General features: G+C 43.6%; 18 protein-coding genes and 1 tRNA gene. 1 reads left to right on the top strand and 18 read right to left on the bottom strand.

The features are described from left to right. Nucleotides 1–38 precede the first annotated feature (38 nt). A complete protein-coding gene (locus AR334_RS13480; RefSeq protein WP_066311528.1) occupies nt 39–527 on the top strand; it encodes a DUF5668 domain-containing protein in 489 nt (162 codons plus the stop codon). Between the two features lie 41 nt (nt 528–568). Here AR334_RS13480 and yihA read toward each other — a convergent pair whose 3' ends face one another. The 18 genes from yihA to AR334_RS13385 all read right to left on the bottom strand — a co-directional run bounded on the left by yihA (nt 569) and on the right by AR334_RS13385 (nt 19,342). Then, the gene (yihA, locus tag AR334_RS13475) at nt 569–1,150 is read right to left on the bottom strand and encodes a ribosome biogenesis GTP-binding protein YihA/YsxC (RefSeq protein WP_066311524.1); all 582 of its coding nucleotides are present in this window, start codon (nt 1,148–1,150) and stop codon (nt 569–571) included. Continuing rightward, on the bottom strand, nt 1,147–3,480 hold the full coding sequence (gene lon / locus AR334_RS13470; RefSeq protein ID WP_066311521.1) for an endopeptidase La: 2,334 nt from the start codon (nt 3,478–3,480) through the stop codon (nt 1,147–1,149). Before lon ends, yihA begins: the two co-directional genes overlap by 4 nt. Before the next feature lie 217 nt (nt 3,481–3,697). Next, on the bottom strand, nt 3,698–5,365 hold the full coding sequence (gene lonB, locus AR334_RS13465; protein ID WP_066311518.1) for an ATP-dependent protease LonB: 1,668 nt from the start codon (nt 5,363–5,365) through the stop codon (nt 3,698–3,700). A 298-nt stretch (nt 5,366–5,663) separates the two neighbouring features. Next, nucleotides 5,664–6,923 (bottom strand): ATP-dependent protease ATP-binding subunit ClpX, encoded by a 1,260-nt coding sequence (clpX, locus tag AR334_RS13455; RefSeq protein ID WP_066311512.1) that lies wholly within the window; start codon nt 6,921–6,923, stop codon nt 5,664–5,666. Between the two features lie 374 nt (nt 6,924–7,297). After that, nucleotides 7,298–8,584: a trigger factor gene (gene tig / locus AR334_RS13450; RefSeq protein ID WP_066311503.1), complete on the bottom strand. Its 1,287-nt coding sequence runs from the start codon at nt 8,582–8,584 to the stop codon at nt 7,298–7,300. 159 nt (nt 8,585–8,743) lie between these two features. After that, entirely contained in the window at nt 8,744–9,808 is a 1,065-nt protein-coding gene (locus AR334_RS13445; protein WP_066311501.1) for a lipopolysaccharide assembly protein LapB, read from the bottom strand. Nucleotides 9,809–9,911: 103 nt separating this feature from the next. Beyond that, nucleotides 9,912–9,988: transfer RNA gene (locus tag AR334_RS13440), tRNA-Arg, on the bottom strand. A 107-nt stretch (nt 9,989–10,095) separates the two neighbouring features. Next, on the bottom strand, nt 10,096–10,611 hold the full coding sequence (locus tag AR334_RS13435) for a metallophosphoesterase family protein (protein WP_066311497.1): 516 nt from the start codon (nt 10,609–10,611) through the stop codon (nt 10,096–10,098). Next, on the bottom strand, nt 10,608–11,219 hold the full coding sequence (locus tag AR334_RS13430) for an XTP/dITP diphosphatase (protein WP_066313825.1): 612 nt from the start codon (nt 11,217–11,219) through the stop codon (nt 10,608–10,610). The genes AR334_RS13435 and AR334_RS13430 overlap by 4 nt, the downstream gene beginning before the upstream one ends. A 19-nt stretch (nt 11,220–11,238) precedes the next feature. Then, nucleotides 11,239–11,994, bottom strand: a complete 756-nt coding sequence (rph, locus tag AR334_RS13425) for a ribonuclease PH (protein ID WP_066311491.1) — start codon at nt 11,992–11,994, stop codon at nt 11,239–11,241. Between the two features lie 93 nt (nt 11,995–12,087). Beyond that, entirely contained in the window at nt 12,088–13,137 is a 1,050-nt protein-coding gene (locus tag AR334_RS13420) for a GerMN domain-containing protein (RefSeq protein WP_066311487.1), read from the bottom strand. Between the two features lie 110 nt (nt 13,138–13,247). Next, a complete protein-coding gene (gene racE / locus AR334_RS13415) occupies nt 13,248–14,042 on the bottom strand; it encodes a glutamate racemase (protein WP_066311483.1) in 795 nt (264 codons plus the stop codon). A gap of 67 nt (nt 14,043–14,109) precedes the next feature. After that, nucleotides 14,110–14,559, bottom strand: a complete 450-nt coding sequence (locus AR334_RS13410; protein ID WP_066311479.1) for a MarR family winged helix-turn-helix transcriptional regulator — start codon at nt 14,557–14,559, stop codon at nt 14,110–14,112. A gap of 498 nt (nt 14,560–15,057) precedes the next feature. After that, nucleotides 15,058–15,282, bottom strand: coding sequence for a spore germination transcription factor GerE (gene gerE / locus AR334_RS13405; protein ID WP_019154738.1), 225 nt, complete (start codon nt 15,280–15,282; stop codon nt 15,058–15,060). Nucleotides 15,283–15,449: 167 nt separating this feature from the next. Further along, a complete protein-coding gene (locus tag AR334_RS13400) occupies nt 15,450–16,031 on the bottom strand; it encodes a class D sortase (protein WP_066311475.1) in 582 nt (193 codons plus the stop codon). Between the two features lie 125 nt (nt 16,032–16,156). Next, nucleotides 16,157–16,918: a succinate dehydrogenase iron-sulfur subunit gene (gene sdhB / locus AR334_RS13395; RefSeq protein ID WP_172799235.1), complete on the bottom strand. Its 762-nt coding sequence runs from the start codon at nt 16,916–16,918 to the stop codon at nt 16,157–16,159. Nucleotides 16,919–16,937: 19 nt separating this feature from the next. Further along, nucleotides 16,938–18,689, bottom strand: a complete 1,752-nt coding sequence (gene sdhA / locus AR334_RS13390) for a succinate dehydrogenase flavoprotein subunit (RefSeq protein ID WP_066311470.1) — start codon at nt 18,687–18,689, stop codon at nt 16,938–16,940. Between the two features lie 44 nt (nt 18,690–18,733). Then, nucleotides 18,734–19,342: a succinate dehydrogenase cytochrome b558 subunit gene (locus AR334_RS13385; protein ID WP_066311468.1), complete on the bottom strand. Its 609-nt coding sequence runs from the start codon at nt 19,340–19,342 to the stop codon at nt 18,734–18,736. Nucleotides 19,343–19,408: the final 66 nt, after the last annotated feature.

Below are 19,408 nucleotides of genomic sequence, written 5' to 3'. Positions count from 1 at the left end.
CTTGATTCAAGTGAACCTTACTGGAAGTGGTGTTTATCATGAAAAATCAACGAATTTTTCCCGGAATCATTCTTATTGGATTTGGGGCCTACTTTTTATTGCAGCAAATGGGAGTTACTATATTCGGTGAATTTTTCACCTGGCCAACCTTGCTGATGATTGTTGGGATTGCGTTTTTAGGCCAAGGTTATTCTGCTGGCGACTCGGAGGCGATCCTCCCGGGAGTCATTATGACAGGGTTCGGTCTTCATTTTCATTTGGTGGGAGACGTGAGTTTTTGGCCGAATAACCATATCGGCATGCTAATGCTAATCATTTCAATTGGCTTTTTTCTGCGGTTTCAAAAAACGAACTCAGGTTTATTTCAAGCCTTTTTATTTCTGGTTATAGCGGTCTTGCAGCTTTTTTATGATAAAATCACTGGATATTTTGGATTATTACAAAATGGAATGAGCATTGTCTGGAAATTCTGGCCTGTCCTTTTCATTCTCGTTGGTATTTATTTTCTCTTAAAAAGGAAAAAATAATCAAAAAACCGCCTTGCACTTATGTGCTTGGCGGTTTTTGTCTACATATAACTCTCAAGTATCGCCCATGCCTTGTCTTTCCCCTCGCCCGTTTCCGATGAGAAAAGGACAATATGGTCACCTGGGTCAAGCTCTAATGATTCGCGAGTCACTTTCAAATGCTTCTGCCACTTGCCCTTCGGAATCTTATCTGCCTTGGTGGCAATCACGACACAGGGGATTTCATAATGCTTTAGAAAATCATACATCATGATATCGTCCTCTGTAGGCGGGTGGCGCAGGTCGACGATCAAAACCACGGCACGCAATTGCTCACGAGTCGTAAAATAGGTTTCAATCATCTTCCCCCAGGCCGCACGTTCGGTTTTTGAAACCTTCGCATAGCCATAGCCCGGAACATCAACAAAATGCAGCAGTTCATTAATCAGGTAAAAATTCAGTGTTTGTGTTTTTCCGGGCTTGGAAGAAATTCTCGCCAAGCCCTTTCGATTTAGCATTTTATTTATGAATGAAGATTTTCCGACATTGGACCGGCCCGCAAGAGCAAATTCCGGCAAATCGGATTCCGGATACTGTTCCGGTTTTACGGCACTGATGATAATCTCTGAACTCGTTACCTTCATGCTTGAGTGCCCCCGCCTTCAAGCAGAGCATGCCGCAACACTTCATCTACATGGGTGACCGGAACAAATTGAAGTCCGCTGCGGACACTTTCCGGAATATCGTCAATATCCTTTTCATTGTCCTTCGGTAAAATAACCTTCGTTAATCCGGCACGATGGGCACTTAATGTTTTTTCCTTCAAGCCGCCTATCGGCAGAACCCGGCCACGGAGGGTGATCTCTCCTGTCATTCCGACTTCACGGCGAATTGGCTTGCCTGTCAACGCAGACACGAGCGCAGTGGCAATTGTGATTCCGGCAGATGGCCCGTCTTTTGGCACAGCGCCTTCAGGAACGTGAATGTGAATATCATATTTTTCATGGAAGTCTTCTTCAATCCCAAGCTCAGCGGCCTTTGAACGAACATAACTGAATGCGGCCTGAGCCGATTCCTTCATGACATCGCCAAGCTTGCCTGTGAGTACAAGCTTGCCTTTGCCCGGTGCCAAGGACACTTCAATTTGCAGCGTATCGCCACCAACTGTCGTATAGGCTAATCCGGTTGCCACACCAACCTGGTCTTCCGCTTCAGCCTGACCGTAGCGGAATCTTGTTTTTCCTAAAAATTCTTCCACATTCTTTTCGGTAACGACTACTCGCTTTTTCTCGCCTGAAACAATGATTTTTGCTGTTTTACGGCAAATCGTCGCCATCTGGCGCTCCAAACTACGTACACCGGCTTCACGGGTGTAATAACGGACTACTTTTAAAATCGCGTCGTCACGAACCTGCAACGTATTTTTAGATAGGCCATTTTCTTTAATCTGTTTTGGAAGCAGGTGATCCCTTGTAATATGAACCTTTTCAAGCTCTGTATAACCGGCAATCGTGATGATCTCCATCCGGTCAAGCAACGGTCCCGGAATGGTGCTGAGATTATTCGCCGTTGCAATAAACATAACTTTCGATAAATCGTAAGTTTCTTCAATATAATGATCGCTAAAGTTATGATTCTGTTCAGGGTCCAGAACTTCTAACAGCGCCGCCGACGGGTCGCCGCGGAAATCACTCGACATCTTGTCGATTTCATCGAGCAAGAACACCGGGTTAATCGTACCCGCTTTTTTCATCCCTTGGATAATCCGCCCTGGCATCGCTCCGACATAAGTTCTCCGATGGCCGCGAATTTCAGATTCGTCGCGAACGCCGCCAAGCGACACTCGGACAAAATTACGGTTTAGTGAAGTGGCGATCGACCGGGCCAAACTGGTTTTACCAACACCCGGAGGTCCGGCGAGACAGAGAATCGGGCCTTTTAAGGAATTGGTCAGCTTTTGTACCGCCAAGTATTCCAGTACCCGTTCCTTTACTTTTTCAAGACCGTAATGGTCCTGATTGAGTATCTTTTCAGCACGGTGGATATCAATGTCATCCTCGGTCTTTTTCGACCATGGCAAGGAAATCAGCCATTCAAGATAATTGCGGATCACCGCGCTTTCAGCAGAACTGGTTGGTACCTTTTCATAGCGCTCCAGCTCCTTCATCGCAGCATTATAGACATGCTCGGGCATTCCCGCATCCTCAATTTTCTTGGTGAGGTCGGCGATTTCACCGGTTTTCCCTTCTTTATCGCCAAGTTCCTTTTGGATTGCCTTCATTTGTTCGCGCAGATAGTATTCCTTTTGCGTACGTTCCATCGAGCGTTTGACCCGCTGGCCGATTTTCTTTTCGAGATTCAACACTTCTTTTTCATTAAAAATGATATTGATAACCCGGTTCATTCTTTGTTTTACATCAATCGTCTCTAGGATTTCCTGTTTTTCCTTCAGCTTGATTGGCAAATGGGATGCAATAATGTCAGCCATTCTGCCTGGCTCTTCAATATCTGCCACGGAGGCAAACGTTTCTGAAGATATTTTTTTCGATAGCTTTATGTATTGTTCAAAATAATCCAGCATTGTTCTCATCAACGCCTGGTCTTCTACGTCTTTTGTATCTTCGTCCTCGTGGGTGATGACGCTGACCGTATAGTAATTTTCTTCCTCATGGAACGAGACTATTTCCGCCCTGGATAAACCTTCAACCAGCACGCGAATCGTACCGTTTGGAAGCTTTAGCATTTGCTTAACCTTTGTTAAGGTCCCAAATTTGTATAAATCCTCTTCGGAAGGCTCATCGATGGAGACATCCTTTTGAGTTGTTAAGAAAATGATATGGTCATCTACCATTGCTTTTTCGAGCGCCTGGACCGACATTTCCCGGCCAACATCCAAGTGCAAGACCATTGTCGGATAGACAAGCAATCCCCGAAGCGGCAGGAGGGGGACGAGCAATTCGTTCTTTTTCGCCAAAACACTGCACCTCCACATGCAAACATTCATTCTTCTGATAAAACATTAAGTCTTTGTACAAATTCTATCCTATTTATTTTTTTGTGTCTATTTTATCTTCCCCAAACAATGAAAATAACTATCTTTTCTCCTTATTTCTGTTCTAATGAAAAATTTTTCAAGTCGACCAAATAAAAACTTCGGTTTGAGTCAGAACACAAACCGAAGTTATATTAAGCTAAATACTTTCCTTTTTAGATAACTCAATGGAAGCGGGAATAGATGTATTTTTTTGGAATTGATTTACCAGAGCAATCTCAAATACTTCGTGAAGATGGGTAACCGGAATAATCCGAATCCCTTCTATCTCATTTAAGATCGTTTGATTGTTTTCTTCCGGGATAATGACTGTTTTCGCGCCGGCTTTTTTGGCGGCCTTTATTTTTGGATAGACGCCGCCGATTGGCTTCACATTCCCGTGAATGCTGATTTCACCAGTCATTGCGACTGTGTTATCGATTGGAATCTTATAGATGGCCGAATAGATTCCTGTTGCCATCGCAATTCCCGCCGATGGGCCGTCAATCGGAACCCCGCCGGGAAAGTTGACATGAATATCATAGTCATTGGCCGGTACACCCATCGACCTTAACACAGTTATCACGTTTTCAATCGAGCCACGCGCCATACTTTTGCGGCGAATCGACTTACCTTGGCCGCCGATACTTTCTTCCTCGACAATCCCGGTTATATTAATCGTTCCTTTTTCCTTTGCCGGGATGACGGTGACTTCGATTTCGAGAAGCGCTCCCGAATTCGGCCCATACACGGCAAGGCCGTTGACAAGCCCGACTTGGGCTTCTTCATTGATCATCCGTTCCATTCTTGGCGTCATCTGGCTGGAATGGATGACCCATTCTATATCCTCATCTTTAATGTACTGGCGGTCTTCGGTTATCGCCAATCCAGCGGCAATCTGAATCATATTGACGGTCTCCCGGCCATTTCTTGCATATGTAGAAAGAGTATGGACACCGGAATCTTTAATCTGCATATTTACCTTAGCAGCCGCTTTCTTGGCAACCGTGACGATTTCTTCTTGGTTTAAATCCCGGAAGAATACTTCCATGCATCGTGACCTGATGGCTGGCGGGATTTCGCTTGGCGTCCTTGTGGTGGCGCCGATTAGCCGGAAATCGGCAGGAAGTCCATTTTTAAAAATATCATGGATATGCGTTGGGATTTGGTGATTTTCCTCATGATAGTAGGCACTCTCCAGGTATACCTTGCGATCCTCCAAAACCTTAAGCAACTTGTTCATTTGGATCGGATGCAGTTCCCCGATTTCATCAATGAACAGGACACCGCCATGGGCATTTGTCACTGCTCCTTGTTTTGGCTGCGGAATGCCTGCCTGCCCCATCGCACCGGCACCTTGATAAATCGGGTCATGCACTGATCCAATTAACGGGTCGGCAATCCCGCGCTCATCAAACCGTGCGGTAGTGGCATCCAGCTCAATAAAGACAGAATCCCGTTTAAATGGTGATTTTGAGTTCTTCTTCGCTTCCTCCAAAACGAGCCGGGCGGCTGCAGTTTTACCGACACCAGGCGGGCCGTAGATGATTACATGCTGCGGATTAGGCCCGCATAATGCCGCCTTTAACGATTTGATGCCATCTTCCTGCCCGACAATATCCTGAAAGCTTGTCGGCCTTACTTTTTCTGATAATGGCTCTGTAAGAGAAATGGACCGCATTTTCCGAAGCTGCTCCATTTCTTTTCGCGATTCACGGTCAATGGATACCTTTTGTGTCCGTTGATTTCGGAGCAAATTCCAAAAATATAGTCCGATAATGATTCCAAAAAATAGCTGTATAAATAAAGCAATCCCCGTCCAACTCATATTATTCCTCCTGCACCAAATTACTCAACTGATATTAATAAGTATTTCCTGCTGCATGGAGGAATAAACCACAAAATACAAAAACTCACCAACCGCAAGTTATAGTGCGTTATCTGCAAGTTGAAGTGCTTTATCCGCAAGTTGGCGAGCGTCATACGCAAATTGGCGCGCTTTCCGCAAGTTAGAGCATGTTATCCGCAAATCGGCGAGTGCTATACGCAAGTTGGCGAGCGCTATCCACAAGTTGACCCACCACCAAAACAAAGAACCCAGCCAAAGGCCGGGTTCCCATAAAACGTTATGCAGATTTTTCTTCTTTAACAACAGTGCCATCCTCTAAAATCAGCTTTGGCAAGCTGTTGTTCGCAACCGTTTCGTTCGTGATGATACATTTTGAAATATCATCGCGTGAAGGAAGGTCGAACATGACATCTAGCATGATTCCTTCGATAATAGAACGCAATCCGCGGGCACCTGTTTTGCGCTCGATTGCTTTCTTGGCAATCTCTTGCAACGCACCCTCTTCGAACTCTAGCTCAACATCATCGATTTCAAGCATTTTTTGATACTGCTTGACGAGCGCATTTTTTGGCTTCGTTAAAATTTCAATCAACGCAGCTTCGTCGAGCTGTTCAAGGCTGGCAATAACCGGAAGACGGCCGATGAATTCAGGGATTAACCCGAAACGCAACAAGTCTTCAGGCAGCACTTTGGAGAGAACCTCTTTTGATGAAATTTCCTGCTGCTTTGGATCGGCTCCAAAACCGATTACCTTTTGGCCCAAACGGCGCTTGATAATTGGTTCAATGCCATCAAAGGCTCCACCACAGATAAACAGGATGTTCGTTGTATCAATTTGGATAAACTCCTGATGCGGATGCTTTCTTCCGCCTTGTGGAGGAACACTGGCAACTGTTCCTTCCAAAATTTTCAGCAACGCCTGTTGAACACCCTCTCCGGAAACATCCCGTGTAATAGAAGGATTTTCAGATTTGCGGGCGATCTTATCAATTTCGTCGATATAGATAATGCCTTTTTCTGCTTTTTCCACATCGTAGTCAGCAGCTTGAATTAATTTTAATAAAATATTTTCCACGTCTTCCCCAACGTAACCAGCCTCTGTAAGGGAAGTGGCATCGGCAATCGCAAATGGTACATTCAAAATCCGTGCCAATGTTTGAGCCAATAATGTTTTACCGCTACCAGTCGGTCCAATCATACAAATATTACTTTTTGACAGCTCAACATCATCGATTTTGCTGTTGGAGTTAATCCGCTTGTAGTGATTGTAAACAGCAACCGATAACGCTTTTTTCGCTTTATCCTGACCAATGACATATTCATCAAGAATTTCACAGATTTCCCGCGGCTTTGGAACATCTTTAAATTCTACTTCTTCCTCAGTTCCTAGCTCTTCCTCAACAATTTCTGTGCAGAGTTCAATACACTCATCACATATATAAACCCCCGGGCCGGCTACCAGCTTGCGGACTTGATCCTGTGTTTTCCCACAGAACGAACACTTTAATTGTCCTTTTTCATCGTTAAATTTAAACAATCCCTTTCACCCCTCGACACTTCTAAATCTTTAAAAAAAGCTGGCGAATTTCCAACAAATCCGAGTTTTCTTAACATTACTTCAATAGTATGTATTTTGCATTGTAACACATTTTACAGGCCGACTGGAAATAAAACGCTTTAAAACAATTATGGTATTATTTGTTGGAAATGCCAATAAATGAAGCATATGTACTCAAATCAGGATAACCAAATTTTTAATAAATCAACCTTAGCTTTATTTAATTCGCCGCAAAAAAATTTTCTCCTGCCGCCTGTTATAGAAAAGGTTTCCCTGTCTTTATTATAATATGTAATTGAAAAATTAGCTAAAACGAGGCACGACAAATATCGTGCCTCGTTCCTATTTAATGATTATTTTTTATTAGCAATAAGAAAATCTACTGCTTTTTGGAGTTTGAGGTCATCTTTGATGCTGTCAGTTCCGCCTAATGCCTTTTTAATGTCGTCAACAGACATGTTGTACATTTCAGCCATTCTTTCTAGCTCAGCATTCACGTCTTCCTCAGTCACTTCAAGGTTTTCAGCTTTAGCGATTGCTTCTAATGTTAAGCTGTTCTTAACGCGCTTCACAGCATCTTCATTCATTTGCTCGCGAAGAGCCGCTTCGTCTTGACCAGAGAACTGGAAGTATAACTGAAGGTTCATGCCTTGCATCTGCAGGCGCTGTTCAAATTCTTGAAGCATACGGTTTACTTCGTTTTCAACCATTACTTCAGGAATTTCCACTTCTGCATTTTCTGCAGCTTTATCGACTAGAGAATCACGAAGGTGGTGCTCTGCCTCATGCTTCTTGTTGTTTTCTAAACGAGTCTTGATCTTTTCTTTTAATGCATCCAATGTTTCAACTTCATCGTCTACATCTTTTGCAAACTCGTCGTCTAATTCAGGAAGCTCTCTTCCCTTGATTTCATGAACAGTAACCTTGAATACAGCCGGCTTACCTGCAAGCTCTGCAGCATGGTATTCTTCAGGGAATGTAACTTCCACATCTTTAGATTCGCCAGCTTTAACGCCAACTAACTGCTCTTCGAAACCTGGAATGAATTGGCCAGAACCAAGCTCAAGAGAATGGTTTTCGGCTTCGCCGCCTTCAAATGCCTCGCCATCAACAAAGCCTTTAAAGTCGATTACTACAGTGTCGCCGTTTTCAGCAGGAGCATCTTCTTTCACAACAAGCTCTGCATGTCGGCCTTGAAGAGTTTCTAATTCTTTTTGAACATCTTCATCTGTAACAGCAGTATCAAGCGCTTCGATCTCAAGGCCTTTGTATTCGCCAAGTTTTACTTCAGGCTTCACTTGTACAGTGGCCTTGAAAGTAAATTCCTTGTCTTTGCCCATTTGGTCAAGGTCAAAGTCAACATCTTCAGGCTGAGCGATTGGCTCAATGCCAGCTTCTTCAATTGCACTCATATATGCTTCTGGAAAAATAAAATCTAATGCATCTTGAAAAAGTGCTTCTACACCAAAGCGCTTTTCAAACATCGGACGAGGCATTTTGCCTTTACGGAAGCCAGGTACATTGACTTGTTTTACAACCTTTTTGAATGCTGCGTCCAATCCTTGGTTTACTTTTTCCGCACTTACCTCAATTGTAAGGACGCCGCGGTTTCCTTCTAATTTTTCCCATTGTGCTGTCATGCTTTTTTCCCTCCAACATCTATTCTCATTTCATTCGTGACGAAATTTAATTTCGGAATATGTACTAAGCCATTTTCCACTTTTTTAATGTAAAAATAGATTTTTACACAATGCAACCCTTACATTATACCACATGATTTTTTTCTTTCAACTGTGAGCCTATAGATTCGGATAAGAAATTTGTTCAATTCTCTCAATCTGCCAGATGGCGGTTGTTATTTCATCCGCCGCAGTCCCATACTTAGTTGCCAATACAGTTATTTCCGGGTCACCGCCCATGTATACGTGCACCAAGTAGTGAAAAGCTGCTGCCCAGGCCCTTGGGTTAGTAGGTTCTAAGTCGAATGGATAGCTAATGAAAAAAATTCGCTCGACCATATCAGATATATTTGTAAAAAGGACAGGGTCGCTGCTTTCTAGCACATTTTCCAGAAGTGATTTGATTTCTATCATTTTAGGCTGCTCTTTGATTTCAGGCATTAGTGTAGGAGAAACCTTTAGCTCAATAGCAAACTTCTTGATGGTTACTTCCAGAGCGATTTCCTGTTCTTTTAATAGCGTTAATAAAATCGTTTTTAAAAATGGGTTTCCTTCATCATCCTGTAAATAATCCTCGATCTCCTGCAAATAAGGCCTGACATTTTTTTCTGCAAGGCTTGATACCAGCAGCATTTGTTCATTTAAAGTCTTTAGTGAAGTTAAGTTTAGCGCCTTTCCCCCAGAAGGTTCATCAAAGTTGCCCTTGTAGTCAATTTCAGCCGGATTTGTCATTTCCTGCTCAGCTATACTCGCATCATGGTTATCCGCCATTCTTTGGCTGAATTGCAAGATGGTTAAAAAATGCTGTATTCTATCCGGCGGGATTTCCTTTTCATCAAGAAGGGCCTCAATCGTTGAGGCGATTTCCTGATATTCATGAAGCTGAAGCAGGACCGTCAAATACAAATCTACGGCCTGAAAATAGTCGCCAATGCCTTTATGTAAAATCTCCTTTGAAAGTTCCTTGGCTTTCAGGTAGCTTCCCGCTTCGAAGTAAGCCAGGACAAGTCCAACCAAAATATCATCGTTATCTGGATCCAATTCTTTTGCTTCCTCTAGCAGCCTAATCGCTTCGGTAAAATTTTTATTTCGTAGGCTTTCCAAGCCCTCGTCCATTAATCTTTTTTCAATACCGGGAAAGAAAATGATATTATCTTTTCTTTTTGCACGCTCCCGTTTCTTCATAAGAGTACCGTCCTTCTGGATTGTCATTGAAAAATAGTGTAGCATAAAAAACAAGCAAAAAAAACTCACCAGATAAGGTGAGTAGATGTTTTGGTATGTAGTATGGCGTCCCAGGAGAGATTCGAACTCCCGACCGTACGCTTAGAAGGCGTATGCTCTATCCGGCTGAGCTACTGGGACGTAGTCAGTTATCAAAGACAAGATTTATTATATTACCCTACTAATTAAATGTCAACAGGTATTTATCCTTTTTTGCAAATAAAGCAGGGGGAGAAATTCCCCCCTTATTATTTTTCTAGTACAAACTCCCGTGACAATCCTGCAATTTCCCGGCCGTTTAATTCGTATACCGACATTCTCACGCGACCGCCTTGCAAATCTAAAAGCACATATGTTTTTTCAAGGCGTTCCCGCGGCATGCGAATGCTTCCGGGATTAATATATAACCGGCCGTCAACCACCTCTGCCCCAAGTACATGGGAATGTCCAAAGCAGACAATATCGGCACCAGTCTCTTCCGCCTTGTATTTTAAGCCCATTAAAGACGTCTTTACCGAATACAGATGACCGTGGGTAATGAAAAATTTTCGACTGGCAACATCCGTAACCAGTTCATTGGGAAATCCGCCCCAGTCACAGTTTCCCGCTACCGTAAAATACCCGGTTAATGCTAGATGATCGGGAGTCAATTGTGAGTCGCCGCAGTGAATCATTAAATCCACTTCCTGCTGATGCCTGTCCCTGATCACTTCGAGTTCCTTTGTGAGCCCGTGGCTGTCACTGACCACCAAAACCTTACTCATGACTGACTCGCTCTTTCCAAAATGGAATCAAGCACTTCATCAAGCTTCTTTAAGGCATTGGCTCGATGGCTAATTTTGTTTTTTTCATCAGAAGACAGCTCGGCCATTGCCACACCCTTTTCCGGTACGTAAAAGACCGGGTCGTAGCCAAACCCGTTAGTGCCCCTAGGCTCCTCCAAGATTCGTCCTTCACAGGTGCCTGACACCGTAAATGTTTCCTGTCCCGGCACGGCCACAGCCAATGCACAGTAAAATCGGGCTGTCCGGTTTTCCTCTGGCACACCCTCAAGCTCCGCTAAGACTTTTTTCGTATTGTTGGAATCATTTTTCGGTTCCCCGGCATAACGTGCCGAATAAATACCTGGTCTGCCTTCGAGGGCATCAACCATCAATCCGGAATCATCGCCAATGACCATTTTATTTAACGCTGCTGACACAGCCTCCGCTTTCAAGGTAGCATTTTCCTCAAATGTCGTCCCGGTTTCTTCAACATCAGGAATTTCCGGAAAATCCAATAATGTTTTGACGGCAATCCCCCTGGATGCAAAAATATGCTCAAATTCCTTGGCTTTACCGGGATTTTTCGTCGCAATAATAACTTCCTTCATAACAGTAATCTCCCTAACTTTATTTCTTTCGTCTGACATCAATTTTCTTGGTAATCTCCTCGCCAAGCGCAGCTTTTTGCACCTCAAACAGCTCCATTAACCCTTCCTGGGCCGCGTGCAATAACCCTTGGAGCTGGTCATAGGAAAACGTCGCTTCCTCCCCGGTGCCTTGCAGCTCGACAAACTCACCGCCGCCGGTCATGACCACATTCATGTCAACCTCAGCCTTGGAATCCTCCGCATAATTCAGGTCAAGAACTGTCCGACCGCCTGATAATATGCCCACACTTGTGGCTGCCAGGTAATCCGTAATCGGGAATCTCGCTAAAGACTTTTTCTCCGACAAGCCATTTAACGCCATAGTCATCGCAACAAACGCACCAGTGATCGAGGCAGTCCTTGTCCCGCCATCCGCTTGAATGACGTCACAGTCAATCCATACCGTTCGTTCGCCAAGTGCCCCAAGGTCGACAACCGCACGAAGCGCCCGGCCAATTAAACGTTGAATCTCCATTGTTCTTCCTGTCACTTTGCCTTTTGACGATTCCCTGATGTTCCTTGTTTCCGTCGCCCGCGGCAACATCGAATATTCGGCGGTAATCCAGCCCTTGCCCTCGCCCCGCATAAATGGTGGCACTCGCTCTTCGATACTGGCGGTGCAAATCACCTTGGTATTGCCGACCGAAATGAGACAAGAGCCTTCCGGATGCATTAAATAATTTGTTTCAATATGTATAGGCCGTAATTGCAGTTGCTCTCTTCCGTCAACTCGCATCACATATCCCTCCTCGATAAAAGCAATAAGAAAGAGGCGGCCCTCTAGCCAACCTCTTTCATTGTCACTATATAGTATAACAAAAATCCACTTTTAAAAACTACCTGTATTGACTTTTTCTGGACGAGTTACCGGCGCAGACAGTTTTTTCCCTTGGTCATTTTTTAATTCAGCCTTGCCGTCGACTTTGACAGCCACTTTTTCAATCCCTTTCTGCTCTGTCAACGAAAGGACAATGGAATCCAAAATAGATTGGGAAATTACTTTTTCCTCAAAGCTTCCATAAATATTCTTGTTGAAGTTCAAGGTGACGGTGCCGTTTTCGTACTTCGGTGCCTCAAGCAGTTTGACATCCGACATAAACTCGGAGACAAGGTTTGAATGATCACTTGGCCCTTTCACGAGCTCGTTGACAGCAGCTGCGATTGGATCCTTTTCTTTACTGCTGATCCGTTTGGTGACCGGAACATAGTAATAGGACCCCTCCTCACCGCCGATATAGTAGACAGTGATTGGTTTGGTATTTGTAATATCCATTACATCTACCGTATCAATATTTATACCGGTTGCTCTTGTGAGGTTATCGCTGATTGGCGTACCGTTTACTGGCATTTCTGTCAGCTCATGGCCGTTCATTTTCAGTTTGACATTTTTGACATTATCAAACTGTGTCAGCGTCCAGGTGATAGATTGCAGGATTTTCTGCTCATCCGCAGCCTGATAGTCTTTAAATTCCTTTGAAAAATTAACCGTGGCAACCCCATCCTTAATATCGACAGATAGCTCGGTATCCTCTGGGATGACTGCCCGGAAATCATTTGGGAGCATGTCGGTGACCTTTCCATTTACGACTAAGTATTCAAGTGCTTGCTTTGCCACAGATTTCGTTTTTGGCAAATTCAGGGTTTGCGGGACGACATAGCCGTTCTTGTCAATGAGATATAGTTCAGTTTGCACCACATCTCCTGCATTTTCTTTTGTTTTCGCGGTCGTTTCCTTGCTGGCCGGTTTCTTCTCTTCTGTTACAGTTTTCGGCGGATCAATTTTTTTCGTTGTTTCCGTGCCAAATAAACCGCACCCCGATAAGAGAACGGCGGAAGACAGCACTGTGATTCCCAAGATTTTTGCTTTATTTTTAAACATATTTTTCCCCCCTAAGACAGTTTGTACTATTATGTATACGAGCCTTATAAAAAAATAGACCGTCTAAAGGGAGAAAACTGTAAAAAAAATAGAGCCTGGATTGGCTCCGCTTAAATCTTTATTTTTTTTACATTTTCAATTGGCTGGCCAAGCCACTGTGAAGCGATTTTTGAAAAAATCCACCTCGAGCCGGTTGTATAAAACTCATGCTGCGGTTCTTCCCCACTCTCATCCAGCTGGCCGTTAAACTGTAAGATGGCGCTGATTTCCCTCGCGGTTTCGTCACCAGAGCTGATGACACTTACCTTCTCGCCCATGACATTTTTGACGAGCGGTTCGAGTAATGGATAATGAGTGCAGCCAAGGATAAGGGTATCCAAATTTTGATTTAACAGCGGTGTCAGGGCTTCCTGAACGATCCTTTCAGCAATGGGCCCATCGTATTCGCCGCTTTCTACGAGAGGGACAAATTTGGGACACGGTTGACTTGTCACGTAAAGCCTGCTGTGCAATGATTTCAACGCCTTCTCATAGGCGCCGCTCTTTACGGTCCCTATCGTTCCAATCACCCCGACACGGTAGTTTTTCGTCTGCTTGATGGCGGCGCGTGCCCCCGGGTTAATAACGCCAAGAACAGGAATATTCAATTCCTTGCGAATGTCATCAAGAGCGGCTGCAGTTGCCGTATTACAGGCAATAACAAGCATCTTGATATTTTTTCTCAATAAAAAATTTGTCAATTCCCAAGTAAATCTTCTAACTTCAGCGGTTGTTCTGGGACCATATGGACAGCGGGCGGTATCTCCAAGGTAGATAATTTTCTCGTTTGGCAGCTGCCTCATCACTTCTTTGGCAACTGTCAATCCGCCAACACCGGAATCAATCACTCCAATTGCTTGTTTCAAAAGCCCTTCGCCTCTTTTTCTCTATTGGCGCCAAATCGCGTGCCCCTGCCAAATCGGCAGGTTCCACTTAGCGCATTTCTTGATGCAGTTTCATTAGGTTGTTTTGCAGAAGAAGAACTTCTTCCCCCGAGAAATCTTTTAACACTTCTTCAAGATAGGCCTGACGTTTTTTTATCACTTCGTCAATAATTCTATTGCCTTCCTCAAGCAAATGAATCCGCACAACGCGGCGGTCATTTGGGTCTTTCACGCGCTCGACCAAAAGGTTTTTTTCCATCCGGTCAACCAAGTCAGTGGTGGTGCTGCATGCCAGGTACATTTTGGTAGACAGCTCGCCGATCGTCATATCCCCATCTTCGAACAGCCATTGCAGCGCGACAAATTGGGGCGGGGTAATCTTATAATTGGCAAGCATTTCTCTGCCTTTTTGTTTTATTATTCCGGAAATATAGCGTAAGTCCTTCTCAATATTGGCAACAATATCCCCGTTTAGCTTTTGGGTATTTTCGAGTTTCATGTTCATACACTCCTAAAATATGCGTCTCCTCAGCCTTTGATTATCTATATAAATAAATATCTATGGTGGATCACTTGGATGCTTGTCCTTATTTTCTACTTTTTCCGCTAAAATTTCAAGCTGAAACTATTGCATTAAAAAAACCCTCTTTTAGAAAAGGGTCTGTTATTAATTATTGTTGATTTTTGTGTAGGTATGATAATTCATAGGCGGAGAATTCCGACTAATGTATATAGGGAAAGCTTAAGAAGCGGAAATAAACGGAGAATTCCGATTAACTGCTCAAAATAAGACAAAATCCAATGATTTGGTTAATTTAGACGGAAAACTACCCTTATTTATTAGGAAATATGGGTATTTCCCAATTTAGACGGAATTTTCCGTTTATTTTTCATACGTAGTGAAATCAACATTCAGTTATAACAGATCCTTAGAAAAATAAGGTTGTGTTACATAAGTAAAGTATGAACCGGCGTCCAAAATGGATGCCGGTCATGATTAAAGTTCTAGCTCTCCCATTCGAAGGAGCTCTACAACTGCTTGTGAACGCCCCTTAACGCCAAGCTTCTGCATAGCATTAGAAATATGATTTCGAACCGTTTTCTCGCTTATGAATAATTCGCTAGCGATCTCTTTTGTAGTCTTGTCTTGTACCAACAGTTCGAATACTTCTCTTTCTCGTTTGGTGAGTAACGGCTTGTGAGTATATTCATTCTCCTTCAAGTATTGTGACCCTCCTTGCCTTCGCCAGTTATGCACCGGGGGTGGGTATATATTTAGTCACCATATCATATGTGAAGTATGCATAGGTAGTGACTATAATTACTTGTGGAAGATGATTTTTTAAAAAGGATAAAAACACGTTAAAAAAATGAAAAAGCCCCATCAGTTTAGGAGCTTTTCAATTTCGCATAAATAATATACCGGTCAGGCGCATTTCCAACATATCGAAACGGATAACAGGTGGTTAAGATTAACTCTTCCTCTTGGTTTTGAAGCGTGATAATGCTGGTATCTTCTGCTTTGACGATTTTAGTGTGGGTAATTTCGTATGTGTAATTCCCATATGGCATTTGCATATTTAATGAATCGCCTATTTTAAGTTCTCCCAATCGCCTGAATACTGTGTCCCGATGCCCAGATAAAACGATTTGACCATGATCACCAGGAAAAAAGGACCCCTTGTAATGGCCGACGCCTTTTTCCAGATCATCCGGATCCGTCCCTTCAATAATGGCAAGTTCTGCCTTAATTTTTGGAATATCCAGGATGCCGACAGCGTCACCAAAGTCCGGCGGTGTTTCTGAAAAGGTTTGGGCTTTCTCGGGACTAGAGGCATTCGCTTTTACGAGTTTCTTGGCTGTCTCAAGGGAAGCATTCGTTTGCATTTTGGTATCAATGATTTGCCAAACCCCAATTCCTAAAACAATCAAACCTATTAAAATAATGAAAAGCGGAAATTTTGATTTCAACTTTCGTACCTACCTTTTGCATAAGGACATTGTTAGTACTAGTATAACAAACAAAAGACGGACCGCCTATTGAAAAAACAAAAACCTTCCTTTCCAAGTATAGAAAAGAAGGTCTTTATGTTGGATTAATCCTGGTCGCTTCCGAAGAAGTTTCTAAATGCTTGAATGGTCGTTTCACGGTTCAAGGCTGCGATGGAGGTAGTTAACGGAATACCTTTCGGGCAGGATTGAACGCAGTTTTGCGAGTTACCGCAGTTTGCAAGGCCGCCTTCACCCATAATCGTTTCAAGGCGCTCTGCTTTATTCATCGCACCAGTTGGATGGGCATTAAACAAACGAACCTGCGATAATGGCTGTGGTCCGATAAAGTTGGATTTGCTGTTGACGTTCGGACACGCCTCAAGGCAGACGCCGCAAGTCATACATTTGGAAAGCTCATATGCCCATTGGCGTTTTTTCTCAGGCATACGCGGCCCAGGCCCCAAGTCGTAGGTTCCATCAATTGGGATCCATGCTTTAACCCGCTTCAACGCATCAAACATTCTGCTGCGGTCTACCTGCAGGTCACGGACTACTGGGAATGTTCGCATTGGTGCCAAACGGATTGGCTGCTCTAATTGATCGACAAGTGCCGAACAAGATTGGCGCGGCTTGCCATTAATCACCATCGAACACGCACCGCAAACCTCTTCTAGACAGTTCATATCCCAAGTAACTGGGCTTGTAGCTTGTCCTTTTGCATTGACAGGGTTTCTCTGGACTGTCATTAATGCCGAAATAACGTTCATACCCGGGCGATATGGAACTTCAAATTCCTCCTCATAAGGGGCAGAATTCTCGTTATCCTGACGTTGTATAATAAATTTCACTGTTTTTTCAGCCATAATTGTCTACTCCCCTTTCCCTTTAGTGTTTTGTAGTATAATCGCGCTTCCGCGGTTTGATCAAGGAAACATCGATATCTTCATAATGGAAGGCCGGAGCAGATTTAGCATCAACAAATTTAGCCATTGTTGTCTTCATGAATTCCTCATCATTACGTTCAGGGAATTCAGGTTTATAATGAGCACCGCGGCTTTCATTACGGTTGTATGCACCAAGCGTAATGACCCGTGCCAATTGTAGCATATTTTGCAGCTGTCTTGTAAACGCAGCTCCTTGGTTGCTCCATTTGGATGTGTCATTGATGTTAATATTTTGATAGCGCTCCATAAGCTCTTGAATTTTCTCATCTGTTTTTAAAAGCTTGTCATTGTAACGAACAACAGTAACGTTATCTGTCATCCATTCGCCCAACTCTTTATGGAGGACATAGGCGTTTTCAGTACCATTTAAAGACATAATGTTGTTCCACTTTTCTTCCTGTTCTTTAACATGGCGGTCAAAAACAGTAGAAGCAACTGCATCGGAACTTTTTTCAAGACCGTTAATGTAATTAACTGCATTAGGTCCTGCCACCATTCCGCCGTATACGGCAGAAAGAAGTGAGTTGGCTCCTAGACGGTTTGCGCCGTGCTGAGAGTAATCACATTCCCCAGCAGCAAATAGCCCAGGAATGTTGGTCATTTGGTCATAGTCAACCCATAGTCCGCCCATTGAATAGTGAACAGCAGGGAAAATCTTCATTGGAACTTTACGCGGGTCATCGCCAACGAATTTTTCGTAAATCTCGATGATTCCGCCAAGCTTTACATCCAATTCATGTGGGTCCTTGTGGGATAGATCAAGGAATACCATATTTTCGCCATTTACGCCAAGTTTTTGGTTAACGCAGACATCGAAAATTTCACGTGTTGCAATATCCCGTGGTACAAGGTTTCCGTATGCCGGATATTTTTCTTCAAGGAAGTACCATGGCTTACCGTCTTTATAGGTCCATACACGGCCGCCTTCACCACGTGCCGATTCACTCATCAAACGCAGTTTGTCATCCCCGGGAATAGCGGTTGGGTGAATTTGAATCATTTCACCGTTTGCATAATAGGCACCCTGCTGATAGACGATGGAAGCTGCAGAACCAGTGTTAATAACCGAGTTAGTCGATTTTCCGAAAATAATCCCAGGTCCGCCGGTTGCCATGATGACTGCATCAGCAGCAAACGATTTGATTTCCATTGTTTTCAAGTCTTGAGCAACAACTCCGCGGCAGACGCCTTCATCATCTACAATAGCGCCGAGGAACTCCCAGCCCTCATATTTAGTAACAAGTCCTTCTACCTCATGACGGCGCACTTGCTCATCTAATGCGTATAGCAATTGCTGACCTGTTGTAGCGCCGGCAAACGCTGTACGGTGGTGCTGAGTGCCTCCGAAACGACGGAAGTCTAGTAGTCCTTCCGGTGTACGGTTAAACATAACACCCATCCGGTCAAATAGATTAATAATGCCCGGCGCCGCCTCACACATTGCTTTAACAGGAGGCTGGTTCGCCAAGAAGTCTCCGCCATAAATCGTATCATCAAAGTGGATCAACGGGGAATCCCCTTCACCTTTTGTATTTACTGCTCCATTAATACCGCCCTGGGCACAAACAGAGTGAGAGCGCTTAACAGGAACTAGTGAAAACAATTCTACAGGTGTTCCGTGTTCCGCAACTTTAATTGTTGCCATCAAGCCGGCCAATCCGCCGCCAACGATGATCACCTTACCCTTACTCATTCTGACTCACTCCTTTAATCCAAAATCCTAGATTGGCCAATTTTTTAAACAAATGCCAATAAAGTCTGTATTCCTACAATCGAAAGAAGAACAAAAACTGCCATTGTAACATATGTAGAAATGGCTTGTGAACGTGGAGATTGCGTAATGCCCCAGCTAACCAGGAATGACCATAGGCCGTTTGCAAAATGGAAAATGGCCGAAAGTATTCCGACTACATAAAATGCAAACATTAATGGCGAAGATAAAATATCCTGCATCATTTGGAAGTTGACTTCTGCCCCAAATGCCGCAGCTACACGAGTTTCCCAAACATGCCAAGTAATAAATATAAGAGTAATAACGCCTGTAATACGTTGCACTAGGAACATCCAGTTTCTGAAATGTCCAAATCTGCTAACATTGTTTTTTGCTGTAAATGCGATATACAGCCCATAGATTGCATGAAAAAGCAATGGTAAATAGATTACTACTGTCTCTAGGACATAACGGAATGGAAGATTCCCCATAAAGTTTGCTGCCTTGTTGAAGGCATCCACACCATCTGTTGCGAAGTGGTTCACTGTAAGGTGCTGCAAAAGAAATAGCCCAATCGGAATGACCCCGAGCAGCGAATGCAATCTCCGATTAAAAAATTCGCGATTCCCCGCCATTGATTTACCCCCTTTAAGTTTTAAAAAAATGCTGTTAGGTTTCATAAATCCCCCAAAACCTACAAC

Origin of the sequence: Bacillus sp. FJAT-29814 (genome assembly GCF_001510715.1) — a bacterium.
Classification (GTDB): Bacteria; Bacillota; Bacilli; order Bacillales; family Cytobacillaceae; genus Neobacillus.
The sequence above is the reverse complement of the archived record's forward strand: the minus strand, read 5'-3'. Positions and strand labels throughout refer to the sequence as shown.

What these genes read in the sequence shown, in the direction of transcription:
- AR334_RS13480 (WP_066311528.1), top strand. Translation starts at nt 39, where the DNA reads ATGAAAAATCAACGAATTTTTCCCGGAATCATTCTTATTGGATTTGGG.
- yihA (WP_066311524.1), bottom strand. Translation starts at nt 1,150, where the DNA reads ATGAAGGTAACGAGTTCAGAGATTATCATCAGTGCCGTAAAACCGGAA.
- lonB (WP_066311518.1), bottom strand. Translation starts at nt 5,365, where the DNA reads ATGAGTTGGACGGGGATTGCTTTATTTATACAGCTATTTTTTGGAATC.
- tig (WP_066311503.1), bottom strand. Translation starts at nt 8,584, where the DNA reads ATGACAGCACAATGGGAAAAATTAGAAGGAAACCGCGGCGTCCTTACA.
- AR334_RS13445 (WP_066311501.1), bottom strand. Translation starts at nt 9,808, where the DNA reads ATGAAGAAACGGGAGCGTGCAAAAAGAAAAGATAATATCATTTTCTTT.
- AR334_RS13435 (WP_066311497.1), bottom strand. Translation starts at nt 10,611, where the DNA reads ATGAGTAAGGTTTTGGTGGTCAGTGACAGCCACGGGCTCACAAAGGAA.
- AR334_RS13430 (WP_066313825.1), bottom strand. Translation starts at nt 11,219, where the DNA reads ATGAAGGAAGTTATTATTGCGACGAAAAATCCCGGTAAAGCCAAGGAA.
- rph (WP_066311491.1), bottom strand. Translation starts at nt 11,994, where the DNA reads ATGCGAGTTGACGGAAGAGAGCAACTGCAATTACGGCCTATACATATT.
- AR334_RS13420 (WP_066311487.1), bottom strand. Translation starts at nt 13,137, where the DNA reads ATGTTTAAAAATAAAGCAAAAATCTTGGGAATCACAGTGCTGTCTTCC.
- AR334_RS13410 (WP_066311479.1), bottom strand. Translation starts at nt 14,559, where the DNA reads ATGAAACTCGAAAATACCCAAAAGCTAAACGGGGATATTGTTGCCAAT.
- sdhA (WP_066311470.1), bottom strand. Translation starts at nt 18,689, where the DNA reads ATGAGTAAGGGTAAGGTGATCATCGTTGGCGGCGGATTGGCCGGCTTG.
- AR334_RS13385 (WP_066311468.1), bottom strand. Translation starts at nt 19,342, where the DNA reads ATGGCGGGGAATCGCGAATTTTTTAATCGGAGATTGCATTCGCTGCTC.